The 22094-nt window shown below is 54.8% G+C and carries 19 protein-coding genes and 1 pseudogene; 9 read left to right on the plus strand and 11 right to left on the minus strand.

What is annotated here, in order from left to right; translation table 11 throughout:
• Positions 1-9: 9 nt before the first annotated feature.
• The 4 genes from coaBC to ubiE all read right to left on the minus strand — a co-directional run bounded on the left by coaBC (position 10) and on the right by ubiE (position 4129).
• Positions 10-1212 (minus strand): bifunctional phosphopantothenoylcysteine decarboxylase/phosphopantothenate--cysteine ligase CoaBC, encoded by a 1203-nt coding sequence (gene coaBC, locus ACOOGA_RS08345; RefSeq protein ID WP_420430469.1) that lies wholly within the window; start codon positions 1210-1212, stop codon positions 10-12.
• 154 nt (positions 1213-1366) lie between these two features.
• The gene (locus ACOOGA_RS08350; protein ID WP_420430471.1) at positions 1367-1762 is read right to left on the minus strand and encodes a DoxX family protein; all 396 of its coding nucleotides are present in this window, start codon (positions 1760-1762) and stop codon (positions 1367-1369) included.
• Between the two features lie 61 nt (positions 1763-1823).
• Entirely contained in the window at positions 1824-3356 is a 1533-nt protein-coding gene (gene ubiB / locus ACOOGA_RS08355) for a 2-polyprenylphenol 6-hydroxylase (RefSeq protein WP_420430473.1), read from the minus strand.
• Positions 3357-3376: 20 nt separating this feature from the next.
• Positions 3377-4129 carry a bifunctional demethylmenaquinone methyltransferase/2-methoxy-6-polyprenyl-1,4-benzoquinol methylase UbiE gene (ubiE, locus tag ACOOGA_RS08360; RefSeq protein WP_420430651.1) on the minus strand — a complete coding sequence of 251 codons (753 nt, stop codon included), beginning with the start codon at positions 4127-4129 and terminating at the stop codon, positions 3377-3379.
• 160 nt (positions 4130-4289) lie between these two features.
• On the opposite strand from ubiE, the gene mutM reads away from it, so the two are divergent.
• The 8 genes from mutM to gyrB all read left to right on the plus strand — a co-directional run bounded on the left by mutM (position 4290) and on the right by gyrB (position 13962).
• Positions 4290-5126 (plus strand): bifunctional DNA-formamidopyrimidine glycosylase/DNA-(apurinic or apyrimidinic site) lyase, encoded by an 837-nt coding sequence (mutM, locus tag ACOOGA_RS08365; protein WP_420430475.1) that lies wholly within the window; start codon positions 4290-4292, stop codon positions 5124-5126.
• A gap of 38 nt (positions 5127-5164) precedes the next feature.
• Positions 5165-5521: a hypothetical protein gene (locus ACOOGA_RS08370; protein WP_417462370.1), complete on the plus strand. Its 357-nt coding sequence runs from the start codon at positions 5165-5167 to the stop codon at positions 5519-5521.
• Positions 5522-5624: 103 nt separating this feature from the next.
• Complete coding sequence (locus tag ACOOGA_RS08375) at positions 5625-6401, plus strand: enoyl-CoA hydratase (RefSeq protein ID WP_417462371.1); 777 nt, start codon at positions 5625-5627, stop codon at positions 6399-6401.
• Positions 6402-6607: 206 nt separating this feature from the next.
• The gene (gene rpsT / locus ACOOGA_RS08380) at positions 6608-6871 is read left to right on the plus strand and encodes a 30S ribosomal protein S20 (protein WP_417462372.1); all 264 of its coding nucleotides are present in this window, start codon (positions 6608-6610) and stop codon (positions 6869-6871) included.
• A 533-nt stretch (positions 6872-7404) separates the two neighbouring features.
• Positions 7405-8805 carry a chromosomal replication initiator protein DnaA gene (gene dnaA, locus ACOOGA_RS08385; RefSeq protein ID WP_420430477.1) on the plus strand — a complete coding sequence of 467 codons (1401 nt, stop codon included), beginning with the start codon at positions 7405-7407 and terminating at the stop codon, positions 8803-8805.
• A gap of 313 nt (positions 8806-9118) precedes the next feature.
• Complete coding sequence (dnaN, locus tag ACOOGA_RS08390) at positions 9119-10234, plus strand: DNA polymerase III subunit beta (protein ID WP_417462374.1); 1116 nt, start codon at positions 9119-9121, stop codon at positions 10232-10234.
• Between the two features lie 88 nt (positions 10235-10322).
• On the plus strand, positions 10323-11510 hold the full coding sequence (gene recF, locus ACOOGA_RS08395) for a DNA replication/repair protein RecF (protein ID WP_420430479.1): 1188 nt from the start codon (positions 10323-10325) through the stop codon (positions 11508-11510).
• 19 nt (positions 11511-11529) lie between these two features.
• Positions 11530-13962, plus strand: coding sequence for a DNA topoisomerase (ATP-hydrolyzing) subunit B (gene gyrB, locus ACOOGA_RS08400; RefSeq protein ID WP_417462376.1), 2433 nt, complete (start codon positions 11530-11532; stop codon positions 13960-13962).
• A 184-nt stretch (positions 13963-14146) separates the two neighbouring features.
• On the opposite strand, the gene ACOOGA_RS08405 is transcribed toward gyrB, so the two are convergent.
• On the minus strand, positions 14147-14917 hold the full coding sequence (locus ACOOGA_RS08405) for a hypothetical protein (RefSeq protein WP_420430481.1): 771 nt from the start codon (positions 14915-14917) through the stop codon (positions 14147-14149).
• Between the two features lie 212 nt (positions 14918-15129).
• Between ACOOGA_RS08405 and ACOOGA_RS08410 the strand changes: the two are divergent.
• A pseudogene (locus tag ACOOGA_RS08410) lies at positions 15130-15288 on the plus strand (IS3 family transposase); the annotation flags it as partial.
• Between the two features lie 200 nt (positions 15289-15488).
• On the opposite strand, the gene ACOOGA_RS08415 reads toward ACOOGA_RS08410, so the two are convergent.
• From ACOOGA_RS08415 to ACOOGA_RS08440, 6 genes are all read right to left on the minus strand, one after another.
• Positions 15489-15821: an ArsR/SmtB family transcription factor gene (locus ACOOGA_RS08415; protein WP_417462799.1), complete on the minus strand. Its 333-nt coding sequence runs from the start codon at positions 15819-15821 to the stop codon at positions 15489-15491.
• 67 nt (positions 15822-15888) lie between these two features.
• A complete protein-coding gene (gene arsJ, locus ACOOGA_RS08420; RefSeq protein WP_417462807.1) occupies positions 15889-17127 on the minus strand; it encodes an organoarsenical effux MFS transporter ArsJ in 1239 nt (412 codons plus the stop codon).
• Positions 17128-17143: 16 nt separating this feature from the next.
• Positions 17144-18160: an ArsJ-associated glyceraldehyde-3-phosphate dehydrogenase gene (locus ACOOGA_RS08425; RefSeq protein ID WP_417462798.1), complete on the minus strand. Its 1017-nt coding sequence runs from the start codon at positions 18158-18160 to the stop codon at positions 17144-17146.
• 310 nt (positions 18161-18470) lie between these two features.
• Entirely contained in the window at positions 18471-19775 is a 1305-nt protein-coding gene (gene gabT / locus ACOOGA_RS08430) for a 4-aminobutyrate--2-oxoglutarate transaminase (RefSeq protein ID WP_417462797.1), read from the minus strand.
• Positions 19775-21202: an NAD-dependent succinate-semialdehyde dehydrogenase gene (locus tag ACOOGA_RS08435; RefSeq protein ID WP_420430483.1), complete on the minus strand. Its 1428-nt coding sequence runs from the start codon at positions 21200-21202 to the stop codon at positions 19775-19777. Before ACOOGA_RS08435 ends, gabT begins: the two co-directional genes overlap by 1 nt.
• Before the next feature lie 35 nt (positions 21203-21237).
• Complete coding sequence (locus tag ACOOGA_RS08440; RefSeq protein WP_420430485.1) at positions 21238-22089, minus strand: carbon-nitrogen hydrolase family protein; 852 nt, start codon at positions 22087-22089, stop codon at positions 21238-21240.
• Positions 22090-22094 lie beyond the last annotated feature (5 nt).

Genomic DNA, 22094 nt, shown 5'->3' on the forward strand with positions numbered 1-22094 from the left:
TGATATCGATTATTTTTTGAGTTTATCGGCAATTTTTTGGGCAAGCCTTATCGCCACTTCAGTCTTTCCAAGCCGCGGCCAGCTCTCAACACCATCCGCTGATATGAGGTGCACCTCGTTTTCAAGGCCGCCCATGATGCCCGTGCCTCCGGACACATCATTCGCCACGATAAGGTCACAGCCTTTGCGCTCACGTTTTGCGCTTGCATATTCAATGACATTCTCGGTTTCCGCCGCAAAGCCCACCACAAGGGCCGGACGACCCGTCGTCATACCAGCCAAGCCTTTCAGGATGTCCGGGTTTTCTGCGAAAGTGAACTGTGGCAAGCCTTCCTTGGATTTCTTGAGCTTCTGCGTACCGCCATTTTCAACGCGCCAGTCCGCGACCGCCGCAACGCATACCGCACCATCGGCTGGCAGAGCGGCCTGCACCGCCGCTTGCATTTCCAGCGCGGTTTCAACATCTATGCGCTGAACACCCACTGGTGTTTCCTCAGTGGTTGGCCCAGCCACAAGCGTGACCGAAGCCCCAAGGCCGGAAAGCGCTTCGGCTATCGCAAAACCCTGCCGCCCGGATGATCGGTTCGCGATATAGCGAACGGGGTCGATCGGTTCATGGGTTGGCCCCGCCGTCACAATCAGATGTTTGCCAGCGAGAGGCTTCCCCACGCCACCAAAAAAAATCTCAACGGCAGCCACGATGTCCACCACTTCAGATAACCGCCCAGCACCCACTTCACCGCAAGCCAAAAGGCCCGCTTCCGGCCCCACCATTAAAATACCGTCACGCCTGAGAGTATCCACATTCCGGCGGGTGGCTTTATTGTCCCACATCTCGGCATTCATCGCAGGCGCGACCATCACTTGCTTGTCTGTCGCAAGCAAGATGGTAGACGCTAGGTCATTTGCTATGCCGTTGGCCATCTTTGCCATCAAGTCAGCGGTTGCCGGTGCAACAATAACAAGATCTGCCTCCCGACTCAGGCGAATATGTCCCATCTCCGCCTCATCTTTGAGCGAAAACAGGTCCGTGTAACATTGATCCCCGGTCAGGCTCGCGACCGATAGTGGCGTGATAAACTGTTGGCCACCTGCGGTCAGCACACCGCGCACGCTGGCCCCGCGTTCCATCAAACGCCGCGCGAGGTCGAGCGACTTGTAGGCCGCGACGCCGCCGCCAATGATCAGAAGTATGCGTTTGCCTTTGAGCATTTAGATGCGTCCATATGCCGGATTAACGTTTGATACTGTTCTGGATCATATAGGCATCTTTGTACGGTGCCGCAATCATTCCGCCTACCGTCAGCCTAAGAAAAAGGCGCCAATCCAAACGGAAAAGCGCCTTTTACCTGAATTTTTCAGAGCACTAGTCTGCAGAGATTTTTCTCGAATCCAAGCTGTATCCACCGGCGCCTGCCACCATCAACATCAGGTATCCGCCGGCCATGGTGAAGTTTTTCATGAACATGCCTGCTTGCATGGGGTCCGCAAAATTCATGTGAAACAGCAGGGCGGAAAGGCCGCAGAAGCCTGCAAGCAATAAGGCTACTATGCGGGTCTGAAACCCGATCAGAACAGCAATACCCGCCAGAAGCTCAAACAAGGCTGTTGGCCAGAACAGGAAGCCCGGCACGCCCATCGATTCCATATATTGCATGGTACCTGCGACGTCGCCTGTGATTTTATTCAGGCCCGCCATGATGAAAATAACGGCCAGAAGAACACGCCCCACGATGTGGGCCAAAGGTATGAATTTTTCCATGGTTACCTCCCCTAACGGAAACATTGAGTCTCCCTCAATTCCCGGTGACGCGCAAGAGGACTTAAGAGGTAAGGATTTTCACCAGAACCGCACCCACAAGAAGGCCAAACCCAAACGGATATATTCGCGAGGGTCGCTTTTGCGGTACAGGCCGGTCCAGGCCCGTGTCCCGCCTCGGCTCGCCTTCATCATTTAGCCAGCGCTCAAGGCGCGCCGGGAGGCGCTCAACAAGAAGGGGTAGATTATTGATCGCATCTGCGAGGCGGGCCTCGGGTGAGAGGTTGGTGCGTATCCACGCTTCGATAACCGGCTCTGATATCTGCCACATGTTGGCTTGCGGGTTCAGGTGAAGCGCCATACCCTCAGCCATCACCATCGTACGTTGCAACAGAAGCAACTGGGGCTGGGTTTCCATAGAGAATCGTGCGGTTGTGGCAAAAAGCTGGGCAAGCAATTGCCCCGCAGAAATTTCCTCAACCGGCAAGTCCATAATGGGGTCTGCGATAGAACGCAGCGCCTGCGCAAACTCTTCAAGGCTTTGGTCTTTAGCTACATAACCCGCGTCGAAGTGGATCTGGGCAACGCGACGGTAATCTCGCTTGATGAAACCATAGAGAATTTCAGCCAGGAACCGCCGTTCTTCTGCAGACAGGCGCCCCATAATGCCAAAGTCAACTGCAACGATGGTGCTATCCTGCTGCACCAGAAGATTGCCCTGATGCAGGTCCGCGTGAAAATACCCGTCACGAAGAGCCTGAGTGAGAAACACCTGTACAACCCGCTCACCAAGTACTGGCAAATCATGCCCCGCGGCTTCCAGCGCGGCTTTGTCCACGAGGCGGATACCGTCGACCCACTCAAGCGTCAGGACGCTCTTGCTGGTCAGCTCCCACTCCACGGCTGGCAACCTGTATCCCGCTTCGCCGGACATATTCTCCGAAAGCTCAGCCGCTGCGGCAGCTTCCAGCCGGAAGTCCATCTCGCGCAGCACCGTTTCTCTGATCTTGTCCACTATTTTGCCGAGCCTCAGGCGGCGCGCCTCACGCACCTTGGCTTCAGCTACACCCGCCAGCCACTCGAAAAGACTGAGGTCACGGGTAAATCGCTGCACGATATCGGGCCGCAACACCTTCACTGCCACCGGCTTACCAGCCGTGGTGACAGCCTTGTGGACCTGCGCGATAGACGCCGCAGCTATCGGTGTGTCATCAAACTCCTGAAAATGATCCGTCAGCGTTCCACCGAGCTCTGTTTCGATAATCGCTCTCGCGGCCTTGAACGGGAAAGGCGGTAGGTTGTCCTGGAGCGTTGTCAAGCCGTCTGCAATCGGGCGGCCAACAAGATCAGGGCGTGTCGCCAATGTTTGACCGAGCTTGATGTAAGCTGGCCCCATCGCAGCAAGAGCAGCCGCCAAACGTTCGCCATCAGTTACCGGTAGGTTCCGTTTGCGAGGAATATAAAAGGTGGTAACGCGCAACAGTCGTGGTGCCCATGCAGGCACCAGATCAATGCCGGAAAGCGCACGAATAGCACCAAAACGACGGAGCCCCGCCGCGAGCTGGAAAAGCTGGATAAGATGCCAAAATGTACGCACGCTGGTCCCCTTCGTCGCCGTTACAGCCGCGTGCCGCTATGAATGGCAACAACACCTGCAGACATTGTCCGCCACGATACGCGGCCAAAACCAGCCGCTTTGATCATCTCGGCGAACCGTGGCGGACTTGGGAAGCGCCGGATCGATTCGACAAGATATTGATAGCTGTCAGCATCACCCGTGATCACCTCACCCATTTTCGGGATCATGTTAAAACTGTAGGCATCATAGCCCTGCTGCAACACCGGCACGACCTGCGGGCTAAACTCAAGGCAGAAGAATTTGGCACCCGGCTTCAAAACTCTGTAAGCCTCAACGAGCGCTTCTTCAACACGGGTCACGTTCCGAATGCCGAAGGCGATTGTGTAGGCATCCTTTGAGCGGCTTTCAAACGGCAGCTTCTGCGCATCCCCGCAAACAAATTCTGCGCGGTCTCCATAGCCCTGTTCTTCAGCCCGCACACGGCCAACCCGCAGCATTTCCGCATTGATATCGCAGACAGCTACGTTACCGCCCCTTGAGGCCTCAAGAAAACGGAAAGCTATATCGCCCGTGCCGCCAGCAACATCCAGCAGGTGCATGTCTGGTCGCGGGTTAAGGCTATCGATCAGTGAGTTTTTCCACAGTCGGTGAACGCCCGCGCTCATCACGTCGTTCATGATGTCATAGCGATCCGCGACCGAATTGAAAACACCGCGAACGAGCGACGCCTTTTCACTTTCTTCAACAGTCTTGAAACCAAAATGCGTTGTGGTCGCTTCACCACCAGCCATATCTGCTACCGGTTTCTTCGCGTTGCTCACTGTCTCTTTGTTGCCGCTTGACATCTGCCATGTACCTTGTTGCTTTACATGCGCTAAATTTGGCGGACCATAGCGCAGCACACGCTTAAAATACCAGTATCCTTTTACATATAGAAATGATCGCGACAAAATGCCCGAATTACCTGAAGTAGAAACTGTCCGCCGTGGCCTCGCGCCCGTACTTGAGGGTGTCGTGATAAAAAGTGCGGTTGCCCGGCGCCCGGACCTGCGCATCCCCATCCCTTTAGACTTCAGTGCGCGGCTCACGGATAACAAGGTTGAAAGGCTCACCCGCCGGTCCAAATACATCCTTATCGAATGCACGGACGGCCTTATTGTCATACTGCATCTGGGCATGTCGGGCCGGGTGACAATTACTCCCGCTGGCGCTGATGTGCCTGAACCGGGAAAACACGACCATATCATTCTCGTCACAGAGCGCGGCGATCATATCTTCTACAATGACACCCGCCGCTTTGGCATGGTTACCTTCACCACGTCGGAAGATATGGCGACCCACCCACTTATAAAGAACATCGGGCCAGAACCGCTTGGAAACGCGTTCAACACTGACGTACTGAATGAAGGCCTCACGGGGCGCAAAAGCAGCATCAAGGCTGCGCTGCTTGACCAAAAGCTGGTTGCAGGCCTTGGCAATATATATGTGTGCGAAGCTTTGTGGCGGGCTGGCATTCACCCTGCGCGCACTGCGCACTCTGTAACCGGAGAGGGCGCTTCAAGGCTCGTCCCCGTTATCCGGGATGTGCTGAATGAAGCGATCGAAGCCGGTGGCTCCACCCTCAAGGACTATGCCCGCACTGACGGAGAGCTCGGATATTTCCAGCACAGCTTCAAAGCCTATGGCCGTGAAGGCGAGGGCTGTTCTAAGCCGGGATGTGGTGGTACGGTCGAGCGAATCGTTCAGCAAGGGCGCTCCAGCTTCTTCTGCGGCACCTGTCAAAGCTAGGGCTGGGCCTGAAGCTTTACCTGTTAACAGAGGATCTTATGCGACACGTTGCTCTACTCCTGTTCTGCTTTGCATCAGCCGCTAGTGCCGAGGATGTATTCATAGAGGGCCTGCCCGATGTGCCGCAGCTATCCATGGTGACATCGATTGACGGCGAGCCCGTTATTTTCGACACGCCTAGTGGCACTGTCGCTGAGTTTGTCTTGAACCTGAGCGTCACAACTTCGGCCGCGCTTCAGGCCTATAATGAAGCACTCACCGGCCTCGGCTGGGCCTGTACATCAAGTACAAGTGACATGACCTGTGCGCGGGAAGAGAATCGCCTGGTCTTCTCAACACCGAAAGACGGCGCAAACACCAAGCGCATCATCTTGCGCCTCGAACCCCAGGAATGACCATATCTTCCCGCTTTTCGGCCCTCTCGCATAAAGGTCTTTTCAAACAGGCGTGAGCGCAGTAGGAGTCTCGACCGAGATCGGATCAAGAAAAGGCTGATTGATGACTTTTGAAACGATTCTGCTCGATAAGCAGGAAGGGGTTGGGCTGATCACGCTTAACCGCCCCGACGCACTCAATGCGCTTAATAGCACGTTGCTGAGCGAACTGGGGGAAGCGCTTCTCGCGCTAGATGCAGATGATGATGTGGGCGCAATTGTCGTGACAGGCAGCGAAAAAGCTTTCGCAGCAGGCGCAGACGTCAAACAAATGGCTGAACTGACGTTTGCTGACGTTGCGAAGAACGACATGTTTGGCAATATCAACGGTGTGTTTGCGCGCGTGCGCAAACCTGTGATTGCTGCGGTAAGCGGTTATGCGCTTGGTGGCGGTTGCGAGATTGCTATGGCATGTGATTTCATTATCGCCGCTGAAAATGCCAAGTTTGGCCAACCCGAAATCAAGCTTGGTGTGATTCCGGGCATTGGTGGTTCACAGCGCCTCACACGCATCGTGGGCAAATCCAAGGCTATGGATATGATGCTCACCGGACGCATGATGGACGCGGTTGAGGCAGAACGTTCAGGGCTTGTAAGCCGCATTCTTCCAACGGAAGACATGCTGGACGGCGCTCTGGAAGTCGCCGGTGCTATCGCAGGCCTATCCACCCCAAGTGTTGCGCTGGCAAAAGAAGCGACCAATCGTGCGCTTGAAACCAGTTTGGCCGAAGGCCTCTTGTTTGAGCGCCGGGCTTTCCATTCGCTGTTTGCAACGGAAGACCAGAAAGAAGGCATGAACGCCTTCATCGAGAAACGCCAGCCGCAGTTCAAAAACTGCTAAAGGCGGAATGAGCCGGGTGGAAGACCAGCAAGACCCTAAGTTTTATGGCCTTCCCCTATTGACGCACGGTACGAAGCGGTATATAGACCCGACCTCGAATTCAATAGCGGTCGCGCCTAATTTGCTTGCGGCCCTAGAACGATAGAAAATGTGGACGTGTCGCGCTGGACGGTTTTTGAGGCGCAGTCCTAAAAAGGTTAGAAGAAATGGCAAATTCAGTACAAGCCAAGAAACGCATTCGTCAAAACGAACGTCGCCGCGTGATCAACAAGTCCCGCGTTAGCCGTATCCGCACCTTTGTTCGCAAAGTGGAAGAAGCGATTGCAGCTGGCGATAAATCTGCGGCTGGTGAAGCACTTAAGAGCGCACAGCCAGAAATCATGCGCGGCGTAACAAAAGGCGTTCTCCACAAGAAAACGGCTTCCCGCAAAGTTTCTCGTCTGTCTGCTCGCGTTAAAGCGCTCGCATAAATCAGATTTGACCGATTCGCCGAGCTTCACGCCCGGCACGAGTTGAAAAAAGCTGCACCCTTCCGGTGCGGCTTTTTTATTGTATACAAACCGAAGAACAAACCATGCACACCCAGAGGCATGAAAGCGGCATGAATCAAGATATTGTGTACCGCTCTGAATCGCGCCATAGGGCTTTGAATTTTATTCCTGTCAAGCGATAGAATCGGTTGAGACCGCGCGTGCTCGGCTGTACATTCCGTCCTTACGCGGTGGGCCGGTCGGACAACCAACCTTCTCTTCCGAGAGAGCAGTCCGGATGTGGTTCAGGCCCCAGACAGTACAAATATTTTGAGCTGGGATCACGCCACCGTTTTTGAGAATAACAGATCGGGACCGCAAGTGCCCTGACTGGCGCGTTGCCTCTTTTTGGGCAGCTGCATAACCGTCAGTGATGCAGGAATTGTGTCATGCATATGTGGAACCGGCATCGGGACGACAATTGTTCAGAGTAAGGGGGTTTTTGCCCGATGTCACAGAGGGAGCATAATACCATGGGGGCTACCGGGGGGGTTGCATCCACGCTGAACGAGAAGTTCGACGCGTCGCCTTGGCCGCGCGTGTGTGAAAAATTCAGACAAGAGTTTGGTCAACACGCTTTCTCCAGATGGCTCGGCCAACTGGGTTATAACGGCATCGACGGTGGCACCGCCGAACTTACTGCACCAACAAAATTTGTGCGCGACTGGATTCAGAGCCACTACGCGCCGCGGCTCAAAGATTTCTTCTCCGCTGAAGACCCGCAGGTCAAAGCGCTGAGTATTCGCCTCTGCACGAGCGCGGCAGCAAGCCCAAATGGCAACAAGGCTTCAGCTGGCGAAAACGCCTCCATCGCACATAGCCCTGCAACTGTTGGCAGTCGCGCAGACGAGAGCTCTGCGCTTGACCCCAAATATACCTTCGACAGTTTTGTTGTTGGTAAATCCAACGAGCTTGCTTACGCCGCAGCGAAACGCATCTCGGAATCGGATGATGTTGCCTTCAACCCACTGTTCCTTCATGGCGGCGTCGGCCTTGGCAAAACGCATCTGATGCATGCCATCGCATGGGAGACAAAACGCAACAACCCGAACAAGCGCATTGTCTATATCTCTGCTGAAAAATTCATGTTCGAGTTCATTGCGGCGCTTCGGTTTAAAGACACGCATGCCTTCAAGCAGAAATTCCGGGCCGTAGATCTTTTGATGGTCGATGACGTTCAGTTTATTGCCAACAAAGAAAGCACCCAGGAAGAGTTCTTCCATACCTTCAACGCGCTGGTGGACAACCGCTGCCAGGTGGTGATCACCGCGGACCGGTCGCCAACCGACCTTGAAGGCATCCAGGAACGCATCATATCTCGCTTGGGATGGGGCCTTGTCGCTGACATTCACCCCACGGACTATGAACTGCGCCTAGGCATTTTGCAGTCCAAGGCCGAGCAATCGAAGAATGTGGAAGTACCGGCAGAGGTTCTCGAGTTTCTCGCGCGGCGCATCACCTCAAACGTGCGGGAGCTTGAAGGGGCGCTCAACCGCGTGTTGGCTTATGCAACCCTTGTGGGCCGTCCTATCACAATGGATATGACCCGTGACGTACTGCAGGACCTTATTCGCGCCAACGATCGCAAGCTGACGATTGACGAGATACAACGCGCCGTGGCCGACTATTTCAACCTGCGGCTTGCCGAAATGCTATCTGAGCGCCGTGCACGCACCATCGCGCGTCCTCGCCAGATCGCTATGTATCTCTCGAAACAGCTCACCAGCCGCAGCCTGCCCGAGATTGGACGACGTTTTGGCGGACGTGACCACACTACAGTGATGCATGCCGTCCGCAAGATTGAGGACCTGCGCCGTGATGACAGCCAGCTAGACGAGGATATCACCCGGCTCGGGCGGCTCCTTGAAGGCTAAGAACAAGCTGGTCAAACTTGGATAAAAAGCAGATATGCGACTCGGCTGATTTCCTCAGATTCTGAAGTATAAAAAAAAGCGCCTTTTTGGCGCTTTTTCGTTTGGTTTAGGCGTCAAAATCGCTATTGTTCCCTATGAAATAAATCCTCATTGTTCCGGGTGGATTTCGCCCATTTCTGTGCCACTAACTGGGAGGCGGTTGGTAGCAGGGGACAAGTGCCCCAAACAGGCAGGAGCAACGAGGCGGGAGTGTCCGACATGGGGGCTATATTTACCAGCGTCGGAAGCAACAGTCAGATAAGAAGAATTATCCATGAAAGTCACTATTGAACGGAATTCCCTTCTCAAGACACTGGGCCACGTACAGTCCGTTGTAGAGCGCCGGAATACCATCCCCATTCTTTCAAACGTGATGATCGAGGCCGACGGCGATGTAGTGTCGATGACAGCAACAGACCTTGATATTGCAATTATCGAGCGCACGAGCGCATCCGTTTCGCAAGGCGGGGCTATCACAGTGCCCGCGCACACCCTGTTCGATATTGTGCGCAAGTTGCCTGACGGTGCCGAAGTCGAGCTGACCGCGGAAGAAAATGATCGCCTGATTGTTAAGGCTGGCCGGTCACGCTTTACACTCGCTTGCCTCGACAAAGAAGATTTCCCGGTGATGAGCGAAGGCGATATGCCGCACCGCTTCGAGCTGGCCGCCGCTGAGCTGAAGCGTCTGATCGATAAGGCCCGCTTCGCGATCTCTACTGAAGAAACCCGCTATTACCTGAACGGTATTTACCTGCATGTCGCGACGACAGACGATGGGTCCACGCTTCGTGCGGTTGCGACCGATGGTCACCGCCTCGCACAAGTTGAGCAGGATGTACCTGAAGGTGCGGCAGGTATGCCCGGTATTATCATCCCGCGCAAAACGGTCGGCGAAATTCGCAAGCTGATTGACGAGGTAGAAGGCAATATCCAGATTTCGCTTTCAGACACCAAGATCCGCTTTGCCTATGACGGTGCAGTGATTACATCAAAACTGATCGACGGTACCTTCCCTGACTACAGCCGCGTGATCCCAAAGGGCAACGACAAGATGCTCGAGATGGACTGCCGCCTGTTTGCTGAAGGAACAGACCGGGTATCCACCATCAGTTCAGATAAGACACGCTCGGTTAAGCTTTCCATCGCCAAAGATACACTGACACTTTCGGTCAACAGCCCTGACAGCGGGACCGCGACAGAAGAGCTGGCCGCATCTTATGGTGCTGATGCACTCGAGATCGGTTTCAACAGCCGTTATCTGCTCGATATCCTCGCGCAGGTTGAAGGTGACACCGTGCAGGTATTCCTGGCCGACCCATCCGCGCCGACCGTACTTCGCGACATGGTCGATGAAGGCGCCCTATATGTTCTGATGCCGATGCGGGTCTGATGAGGCCCTATTGGCTTTGAACCCAATTGATGAGCTTAAGCATTGAAACGCCAATCCATACTGCCTGTGCTGATGCTGGTGACTTGCCATGGCTGATGCAGCAAGGGCCTGGAGCACCGAGGTGAGTGGCGGCGTTTATGTGCGAAATCTGATGCTGACAAACTTTCGCTCCTATACACGTGCCTCTATTGCCACATCCGGCACTACACCCCTTGTGGTGCTTACAGGGCATAATGGTGCAGGCAAAACCAATGTGCTTGAGGCATTGAGTTTTCTGGCCCCAGGCAGGGGCCTACGACAAGCGAGTGTCGCTGAGGTCGCCCGGCAGGGCAGCTCCCAGCCTTGGGCTGTGGCCGCCACGCTCGGTGTTTCGGGTGACGATATCAAAGTTGGTACGGGACAGGATACCGATGCCCCGGACGGCGCCGGAAAGCGCATTGTCCGAATGGATGGACAGACAGTTTCAAGCAGTAATGTGCTTGGTGACAGATGGGCCGTAACCTGGCTTACGCCACAAATGGACCGGCTGTTTATTGAAGGACCTTCGTCCCGGCGACGGTTTCTGGACCGCCTGGTTTTGGGGCTCTACCCTGACCATAGCCGTCAGGTTGGGGCTTATGAGCGCGTGATGCGCGAACGTAACCGCCTGTTGAGTGACCGTGGTGTGCATGCGGACGCGGCCTGGCTGAGCGCTATTGAAGCGCGCATGGCCGAACATGCGGTCGCTGTGGCAACAGCGCGGCTTGATTACGCGGGGCAACTCGCCGGACAGCTCGAAGCGGCAGAAGATGGTCCGTTTCCGAAGGCCGAGCTCGCGATTGACGGCTGGCTTGAAGGCCTGCTTGCCGACGGCATGGCTGCCGTAGAAGCTGAAACCCTTTACAGGGAAAAGCTTCAAGGGTTACGCGCGCGAGATATGGCCAATGGTCGCACGGGTGAAGGGGTCCATAAAACGGACCTTATTGTCACGCATGCGCCAAAAGCCATGCAGGCGGACCTGTGTTCAACAGGCGAGCAGAAGGCGCTTCTTGTGGCGCTTGTGCTCGCAAACGCGAAGTTACAATCAGCAATGAAAGGCCAGGCGCCTTTGATGCTGATGGATGAAGTTGCAGCGCATCTCGACGAAAGCCGTCGGGCCGCGCTTTTTGCAGCATTGGCCTCACTTGGTGGTCAGTGCTGGTTAACCGGAACCGACCGCAGCCTGTTTGAGGCGCTGGAAGGCCGGGCAGAATTTTTTGACGTGTGCGATGGTTCGATCCAACCGACGCTCCAGTAGAGGATGAAGGGTCAAAGGCATGAGTGACGAAATGACAAATACGCCAGAACACGAGTACGGCGCCGATTCGATTAAGGTTCTCAAAGGCCTTGATGCCGTGCGCAAACGTCCTGGCATGTATATCGGGGATACTGAAGACGGCTCCGGCCTGCACCATATGGTGTTCGAAGTGTCCGATAACGCGATCGACGAAGCGCTGGCGGGCCACTGTGATCTGGTAACCATGACCCTCAACCCGGACGGCAGCTGCACAGTTACCGATAACGGCCGCGGCATTCCAACCGACATCCACGAGGAAGAAGGCGTGTCGGCTGCACAGGTCATCATGACCCAACTGCATGCAGGCGGAAAGTTCGACCAAAACAGCTATAAAGTTTCCGGCGGCCTGCACGGTGTGGGGGTCTCTGTTGTCAACGCGCTGTCAGATTGGCTTGATCTCCGGATCTGGCGGAATGGCAAAGAACATTACATGCGCTTTGAACACGGTGAACCTGTTGAGGATCTCGTAGTTGTCGGCGATTCTGAAGGCAAAAAGGGCACCTCCGTCACCTTCATGCCTGCGCTCAGCACTTTTAAATTTGTTGAGTTTGACTTCGACCGGCTTGAGCACCGCTACCGCGAGCTCGCATTCCTCAATTCCGGCGTTCACATCCTTATTCGCGATAACCGCCATGCGGACGTAAGGGAGGTAGATCTATTCTATGAAGGCGGAATCACTGCGTTTGTGAAATATCTGGACCGCAACAAATCAAGCCAGATTGGTGAGCCCATCACCATCACAGGCGAGAAGGACGGCATTACAGCGGAAATTTCGTTGCAGTGGAATGACAGCTATCATGAGAATGTACTGTGCTTCACCAACAACATTCCGCAGCGTGACGGCGGTACACACTTGGCCGCCTTCCGCACATCGCTGACCAGAACGATCAACAACTATGTCAACGAAAGCGGCCTAGCCAAAAAAGCCAAGGTATCGCTCGCTGGCGATGACGCCCGCGAAGGCCTCACAGCTGTCGTGTCTGTGAAGGTGCCGGACCCGAAGTTTTCCAGCCAAACCAAAGACAAGCTTGTATCGTCTGAAGTACGGCCTGCGATTGAGGGGCTAGTGAACGAAAAGCTCTCAGAATGGTTCGGCGAACATCCGGGCGAAGCCCGCATGGTGATCCAGAAGATCATCGATGCGGCATCAGCCCGTGAAGCAGCCCGGAAAGCACGTGAATTAACGCGCCGCAAAGGGGCGCTCGACATCGCGTCGCTCCCCGGCAAGCTGGCTGACTGTCAGGAGCGTGACCCGGCCCTTTCAGAGATCTTCATCGTGGAGGGTGATAGTGCGGGAGGCTCTGCCAAACAGGGTCGGAACCGAAAGAACCAGGCCATACTACCGCTCAGGGGTAAAATCCTGAACGTCGAGCGCGCACGATTTGACCGCATGCTTGCGTCAAACGAGATTGGCACGCTGATCACGGCCCTTGGTACCGGCATCGGGCGCGAGGATTTCAACGCAGACAAGCTCCGTTACCACAAAATCATTATCATGACCGATGCTGACGTGGATGGCGCACACATCCGGACACTCCTCCTCACCTTCTTCTATCGGCAGATGCCTGAAGTTGTGGAGCGGGGCCATCTCTATATTGCGCAGCCCCCACTCTATAAGGTTGGGCGCGGCAAGTCCGAGGTTTATCTCAAGGACGACAAGGCCCTTGATGAATACCTGCTCAATCAAGGTACCTCAGACGTGGTGATCATCGACAGCAACGGCAACCAACACGCGGGTGGTGAGATCCAACATCTCGCGACCGAAGCGCGGGCGATCAAGTCTACCATGTCAAATGTACCGCAGCGCTATAATGCCAATCTCATCGAAACCATGGCTCTTTTAGGCGGCTTTGATGAAAAGCTTCTCGAAGATCAGGTTGGCAGGCAGGCCATGGCGGACCTTATCGCAAAACGCCTGAACGTACTTGCAACCACAGAAGAAGAAAACGGCTGGAGCGGTGACGCAGCAGACGACGGCGGTTACAGTTTCGCCCATGAGGTACGCGGCGTGATCGATATGCATAAGATCGATGCGCATTTCATTGAGAGCCAGGAAGCCAGGTCGCTACACAAGCGCATGGGCGAAGTACGGGGCCTGTTCGAGCAGCCGATCACGATCTCTCGCAAGGATGAATCCCAATCCGTTGGCACGCCCCTTGAGATGCTGGCCATCCTGCTCGCGTTTGGCCGCAAGGGTCTGGCTATCCAGCGCTATAAGGGCCTAGGCGAAATGAACCCGGGCCAACTTTGGGAAACCACGCTCGACCCCGACGTACGTTCGCTACTACAGGTGAAGGTCAGCCAAGCTGACACAGCCGATGAGATATTCTCCAAACTAATGGGGGATGTTGTAGAAGAACGTCGTAACTTCATTCAGGACAACGCATTGAACGTGGGCAACCTTGATATCTAGTGCTTGTTGTAGGGTGACACATAAAATGAGAATTTTGACGCATAAAGTGAGACTCAGTGACACATAAAGTGAGACTGGAGCTTGAGCACCGGACTCCTTTACCTCGCGATTAATACACTGATTGCGTTGAACTTTTCAGAATACGGATAGAAAAATGGCTGGCAGATTTTGCCAGCCATTTGTTTTAGAAGCTCACAAGGTCCGGAATTCCCTGCTGCATTACGTCAGTAATTCCTACTGCCTGACGGTCGGGTTCCGCAGGCAGTTCTGGCCTCAAAAGCACATGTAATTTTTCCGGCTTCTCAAGCTCGAACTCCGCAACGCCGACTGAATGCAGCTCCAGAAAACGAGCATCCTTGGCAAGGGACTGCGCAAGCGCCCCGCGCTTTTCGATGATGACCCAGTAGTTTCGGAAGAACGTGGCCCCGAACGCAACCTCCGCCAGCAATTGATTGCGCTTCCGACGAGGGAGAGCACCGGTCATGTAGCGCATGTCAAAAGCGTCGATCCATTCAATGCCATTTCCTTTCAAGCGCAGCGCCACTGCATCAGGGGAGGCAAAGTTGAATTTGAATTGCTGAAAATAGAAACGCGCCTGCGCGTCTTGCGTCAAAACCTGCAGCTTGTTCTGTATAGCTCCGGCAGCAGCCTGAAGGAACTCGTGTGCTGCGCGTTTGCCGAACTTGTTGCCCATGGACAAGTTGGTCGCACTGTCCCGTGGCAGTCCCATCGGGCCCTGGCCCGGACCTTTTGAAAACGGCGAAGGCCCCAGCATATCCTGGTATGTAGCCTGAACCTCGCGATGCGATACTTTGCCGAGAAGTATTTTATCGAACAGTTCTTTGGCTTTCCCTGCATCAATATCATGAACCCGCTTGAGTATCTCCATCGTCGCAATTGGTGCACGCGTCGTGTTGTCCGTTAGAATTTGCGGCGCGCCAAAATCGTCCTTCACATTCTCCAGGAATGACCTCACAGCGCACATGCGCCTCAGGATCGCTGAACTGTATCCACTCACCTCCGACGCTGCTTCCAGCCACGCTGTCGGAGTTGGGTATTCATCACGCCACGCCCGGGACTGCAGGATTTCTGCGACAATCCCAGAGACATCCCTCCAGTCCTTCTTATCTATCTTGGCACCTCGAGCATTAGATCGGCCAGTTTATCCGTTACTATAATCACGAGCGATATCATGAAAGCCTGAACAATCTGACGCCCGCCGATGTCTACTTCGGGCGGGGGCCAACCATCTTGGAGCGAAGGAGAAAAATCAAACAGCAAACCTTGAGGCAGCGAGCCTTGCTACATCACGCAAAGGCTGCTTAATCTACAACAAGATATGAGATCAAACCCTCTCTTATTGTAAACGCCTGCAGGTAACAATTTATCTGACGACGGACAATACCCCCTAAAAACTGAAGGCATGTTCACCGGGCTTCGGGAAGCAGACGACGCAGGCGGCGCTATTGGCGAACAGACATGAGGTCGAGCCACCACTATTGAAAGTGACCTTCTCTGTAGTCCTCTCAGGCTGAGCATTTGCTTTCAGTCATTGAAATGGCGCAGATTTCAGGATGACCATTGCAACAGTCATTGACGAGATACCCCATGAAATCCCTGGTGTCATTGAGCCGTACAGAATAGATCAGGCTACGCCCTTCCCGCCGTGCACCGACCAAACCAGCATTCGATAGAACACTCAGGTGTGCCGAAAGCGTATTCTGCGGGATGTCCAGCCTCGCCGCTATCTTGCCCGCAGGCATACCAGCTTCGCCCGAACGCATCAGCATACGGAACACGCTGAACCGGGTTTGTTGTGCAAGCGCAGACAACATACCAATTGCTTTATCGTCGTTCATGGCTTTGCCGTGCTCAATTTATCAACTCTCTCCATAATGCGCGTCCAATGCGACAAGTATAAAATCGTCATTCTGTCCGTACACTCCTACCCCCAAGCGGCATTGTGAACAATACCGCCAAAGCCACCATCACGCTTGAGACCAGCAAGCAAACCACGAGGCCATAATATTGGTAGACAAGTCCGGACAGGAGGGTTCCCGCCAAACGACCTACCGCATTGGCCATATAGTAAAAGCCCACGTTGAGTGACACTTTGTCCACATCCGAATAAGCCACAATCAGGTAGGAATGCAGTGCAGAGTTGATGGCAAAGAGCACACCGAACAGGATCAATCCACGAACCAGAAAGGTCGCAGCATCAAAAACACCGAAGGCCTGCACGAATATTTGGCTGCCATAATCAGACACCCCAAAGGCAATGAGCGCCGGTGACAAGGCAAGGATCAGCCCCCAGTGTTTCGCGGCTGTAGCAGCGCTTGCGCTACTTTTGGTCCGGCGCAACAGCTTAGGCACAAAGGCTTGCACGATGCCGTAGCCAATGACCCAGAGCGCCATGAAACTACCGATTTCGTCAAAGTTCCACCCGACCACTTCCGCCAGAAACACGGGTACTCCCACCACAAACCAGACATCCCGGCTGGCGAACAGAAAAATGCGGGCCGCCGACAGCAAATTGACTTCCCGGCTTTTGGAAAAAAGGTCCTTGCCGCGTATCTTGCTTTTGGCCTTACCAAGGCCAGCCTTTAAATAGAGCGCAGAGGCTACCAGGATCACGGCTAGCGCTGACGCCATGGCGACAATCGCACCGCTAAAACCGATCCTGTAGAGAAGATAGCCACCCACAAAGAAACCGACACCCTTCAAAGCGTTTTTGGAACCGGTCAACATGGCTACCCATTTGAACAGCAAACCTTGACCAGTATCCGGAACCACCAACTTCACCGCTGACTTGCTACTCATTTTGGTAAGGTCCTTGGCAACACCGGACAGCGCTTGCGCCGCCATTACGTAAGCTGCGGAAAGTGCCAAAGTTAGGCCTTCAGGCAACCCAGCCAGGATAAGAAGGGCCACTATCTGAATGGAAAGCCCGGCAAACAAGGTGGAGCGCAGGCCGAAACGCGCACCGATCCAGCCCCCGAAAAAGTTAGTGACAATTCCCATGGCTTCATAAAGAAGAAACAGGAAGGCCAGATCAAGTGGCTGATACCCCAGCGCGTGGAAATGCAACAGCACCAGCATCCTGAGCGCGCCGTCCGTGATCGTGAAGCCCCAATAGGAGGCTGTAACGACAGCATAGTTCTTCATATCAGCCAAAGCGCACCTATTCCTGTAACGAGCGTGCGATCATGTCGGCCAGTTCCGCCATCCTGTTAACGTAACCCCATTCGTTGTCATACCAGGCGTACACCTTGAGCTGGGTACCGTTCACCACCATGGTAGAGAGCGCATCAATGATGCTGGAACGCGGGTCATTGAGATAGTCCGACGACACAAGAGGCCGCCCTTCATAGCCGAGGATACCCTTCAGATAGCTGTCCGCTGCTTCGCGGAACAGGCCGTTCACTTCCTCAACAGTTGTTGTGCGCTCAAGTTCAAACACACAGTCAGTCAGCGAAGCATTCAGAAGTGGCACGCGCACCGCGTGGCCATTCAAACGTCCCTTCAATTCAGGATAGATCAGCGAAATGGCGGTCGCAGACCCCGTGGTCGTCGGTATCAACGAATTAAGACAGGAGCGTGCCCGGCGCAGGTCTTTGTGGGGTGCGTCCACGATCACTTGAGTGTTCGTAACGTCATGGATGGTGGTGATGGAGCCATGGCGTATTCCCAGCTTCTCGTGCACCACCTTGACCACAGGCGCGAGACAGTTGGTGGTACAAGAGGCCGCTGTGACCAGATCATGCACGTCCGGCTGATAGAGATGCTGATTGACGCCCATCACCAGATTGATGGCACCTTCTTCTTTCACCGGCGCCGATACCAGCACCTTGCGAACACCGTTTCTATAGTAAGACAGCAAACTGTCGCGCGACTTGAACTTGCCCGAGCATTCGATCACCAGATCCACATCCGCACCGGTCCAGCCAGTATCCTCAGGGATAACAGCTTCCGAAAAGCGCACCGCAGCACCGTCAATAACCAGTTGAGCGCCTGTAACAGCGACAGAATGGTCCCAACGACCGTGCACGCTGTCAAACTCTAACAGGTGCGCCGCGGTCTCGATCCCGCCTTTGGGTTCATTGATGGCAACCAGTTTCAGGTTCGGGTTTCCCCACATGGCCCTCAGAAAAAGCCGCCCCATGCGACCAAATCCGTTGATGGCAACTCGTATCGTCATTGTCGTTCCTATCGTATCAGCCTCAACAGGCAATATATCTATAATCGTAGAAATATTGATATATTGAAAAAATGACAAGAATATTTTGAACTACGAACCACGCAGGCCGTTTCCATACAGGCAGGTTCAAGGAGTTGCACGTGTGTCAGTGTTCGGTGATTTTGAAGCACTCGCTGAAAGATTTGAGATACCTGGCTTCACAGTGAAAAACAGCGGTGGCGGATGACCTCATTTTATGGGTCGTCATGCGAAACGGCTACGTGACCTCACCTGCCACGTAGCCGCCACACTTTTTGCTCGTCGGATAATTCTACCGCATCACGGCGTCGAGGATATCAAGGCCTTCGTTCAGTATCTCATCAGGTGCTGTCAGCGCAGGCAGGAAACGGATCACGTTCCCCCTGATACCGCAAGACAAGAGGATAAGCCCAGCTTCGGCTGCAGCTTTGACGATCTCAGCCGTGCGTACAGGGTCGGGCGCATCGGCAACACCGTCCTTCACGATTTCAATCGCGATCATGGCACCAAGCGCACGAATATCGCCAATCTCGGTCAAGCCACTGTCGCGCATGGCGCTAAGGCGACTGGTGAACAGCGCACCAATCTCATCAGCCCGCTCACAGAGCCTGTCGTCCTCAATGATATCGAGAACCTTGAGCCCCGCAACACAGCCAAGCGGTGAACCGCCATAGGTGCCACCAAGACCGCCGGGTGCGGCCGCGTCCATCACCGCTGCCTTGCCAATCACACCCGAGATCGGGAAACCACCCGCCATGGCTTTGGCGACAGTGATAAGGTCAGGCTCAATGCCCGCATGTTCGGTCGCAAAAACACGGCCCGTGCGCGCAAATCCCGTCTGGATTTCATCACATATCAATAGCATGCCGTGGGCATCGCATAGCGCACGCAGCGCCTGCATGAACTTGGGCGACGCTGCATAGAAACCACCCTCACCCTGTACAGGTTCAAGGATGATCGCCGCGACATCTTCGGGTGCGATGTCGGCTTTAAAAAGGTCTGCCACAGCTTCAAGCGCCATTTCTTCCGTCACGCCGTGATAAGGCACAGGGTAAGGCACATGATAGATGCCCTGCGGGAATGGCCCAAAACCAACCTTATAAGGCGCGACCTTACCCGTAAGCGCCATGCCCATCATGGTGCGGCCATGGAAACCACCCTTGAAGGCGATCACACCCGGGCGGCCAGTGGCGGCGCGCGCGATCTTGACCGCGTTTTCTACCGCCTCGGCACCCGTGGTAAGAAAGATGGTCTTTTTTGGTGTGTCGCCCGGCGCAAGCGCATTCAGCTTTTCCGCAAGCGCTATATAGCTCTCATAGGGTGTTACCTGAAAACAGGTGTGCGAGAAATTGTCGATCTGCGCCTTCACCGCCTCAATGATGCGCGGGTCGCCGTGGCCGGTGTTGGTGACCGCAATGCCGGTGGCAAAATCCACATAGCGTTTGCCTTCCACATCCCATACCTCGGCGTTTTTCGCGAAGGCCGAGAAACGCTGGTGCATGCTGCCCACGCCGCGCGGCACAGCATTTTCACGCCGGGACCATAAGTCCTTGTTTTTAAGCGTTTCTGTATTGGTGGATTTTAGTTTCTTCAGCATCAGTCCAGCCCTCCCAGGAGGCAATATTTGGATTCCAGATAATCGTCGATACCGTATTTCGAACCTTCACGGCCGAGGCCCGATTGTTTGACCCCACCGAACGGGGCCACTTCCGTTGAAATGATGCCTTCGTTGATGCCTATCATACCATACTCAAGGGCCTCCGCCACGCGGAACACACGGCCCAGATCACGGGCATAAAAATAGGAAGCAAGACCATAAGGCGTGTCGTTTGCAAGGCGGATCACCTCGGCTTCATCCTTAAATTTGAACACGGGCGCCACGGGGCCAAACACCTCTGCCTGTGCGATCTTCATATCCGGGGTTACCCCTGTCAGAATGGTTGGTGCATAAAAACTTTCACCTGCGCCATACCTGCTGCCGCCGATCACTACTGTCGCGCCTTGTGCGACCGCCGCATCCACCAGGCCTTCAACCTTGTCGCAGCCTGCCTTGTTGATAAGCGGCCCCACCGTCGTGCCAGCATCCGCCCCGTGCCCGACCTTCAGGTTTGCGACTGCGGCTCTCAGCTTGGAGACAAATTCATCATGTACGGCTTCATGCACAAAAAACCGGTTGGCGCACACACAGGTTTGCCCGGCGTTCCGGTATTTGGATGCCATGGCACCCACAACCGCCGCATCAATATCTGCATCGTCAAACACGATAAAGGGCGCGTTGCCGCCAAGCTCAAGGCTGACCTTCTTGATCGTGGACGCGCACTGCGCCATCAGTATCCGACCCACAGCGGTTGAACCGGTGAACGAAAATTTGCGCACGGTCGGATGCGTCGTCAGCACCTTGCCAATCTCAGAAGGCTTGGTGGTGGTGACAACTTTGAAAAGGCCTGCCGGCAAACCCGCATCCAGCGCCAGCCTCTCAAGCGCAAGAGCGGTCAGCGGCGTTGCTTCCGCCGGTTTCACAACCGCGCTGCAACCCGCTGCCAGCGCAGGCGCCACCTTGCGTGTGATCATGGCCAGCGGAAAGTTCCACGGCGTGATCGCTGCCACCACACCCACAGGCTGCTTGAGCACCATGATACGTTTGCCCGCCGCGAAGCTCGGGATTATATCGCCATAAGCACGTTTGCCCTCTTCCGCGAACCATTCGATAAAGCTGGCCCCATACAGCACCTCGCCCCGTGCTTCGGTGAGGGGTTTACCGCACTCAGCCGTGATGATCTCGGCCAGCTCATCAGCGTGGGCCAATATAAGCCTGTGCCACGCCATCATAAGGCTCGCGCGCTCTTTCGCTGTGCGTTTTGACCAGGCATGAAACGCCTGTTCTGCCGCTTCGATATAACCCGCAACCTCAGCTGTTGTCATATCGGCCACCGTCATCAGACGTGCGCCTGAGGCCGGGTCCAGCACCTCAAGACCGGGCATTTTGGCCGCAAAATCTTTTACCAACGGGAAATGTTGGGTCATCAAAACTATCCTTTTTAGGAGGGTATTATTGGGGCTTAACCACCCCGTTTGGGTATCTCGAGCGGACCGAGGGTATCAAGATAATCTGCCCGGTTTGCGAGGCCATCCTGCGGGAAGCTATGACCAGCGTTACGGAAGCTTTTAAGCGGCTGCCCGAGACCCAGAAGCCCGCGTTCGCGAACACGCGCCACACGGTCAACATCAATCTCAAGCGCGATGATCTCTTCCATCTCACCAGCCTGATGCAATATGTCACCATCCGGCCCGGCAATGACAGATCGGCCATTGGCCTGCTCGCCCGCCCCATTGATATCAACCACAAAACACTGCTGCTGCGCAGCCGTTGCCCGCACCATGGCGCATTCCACTTCCCGGTCGATCGAATTGGTGAGCGTAGGGTGAATGATCACCTCCGCCCCCATTGTCGCCAATGCACGGCTGGTCTCGGGGAACCACATATCGTAGCAGATGGAGACACCAAACCGCCCCACACCCGGCACGTCAAACACGCAAAATTCTGTGCCTTCCGCCACGCCTTTTTCATAGGGCAGAAACGGGTACATTTTGCGGTACCGTGTGACCACGTCACCGAGGTCTGAGATCACGCTGGTGGTGTTATAAACCTTGCCGTCTTTCTTCTCATAGAGCGAGCCGTTCACCAGCCAGATACCCAGCTCTTTCGCCAGCGCCCTAAGCCGATCCTCAGCCTTGGAGGGCAGTGGTTCTGCCGTACCGATCACGGCACCGCATATGGCCAGCTCGGACAGCACCACCATCTGCACCCAGGGGTACCTTAGTGTTGCCTGCCTGATTTTCTTGATCACAAGCTCCAGATTACCGCTGTGCGGAAGTGCGAGCTGCAAGCCTGCTATTGCAAAAGGTTTCATGAATT

Source organism: Kordiimonas sp., assembly GCF_965216265.1.
In the GTDB taxonomy this organism is placed as follows: domain Bacteria; phylum Pseudomonadota; class Alphaproteobacteria; order Sphingomonadales; family Kordiimonadaceae; genus Kordiimonas.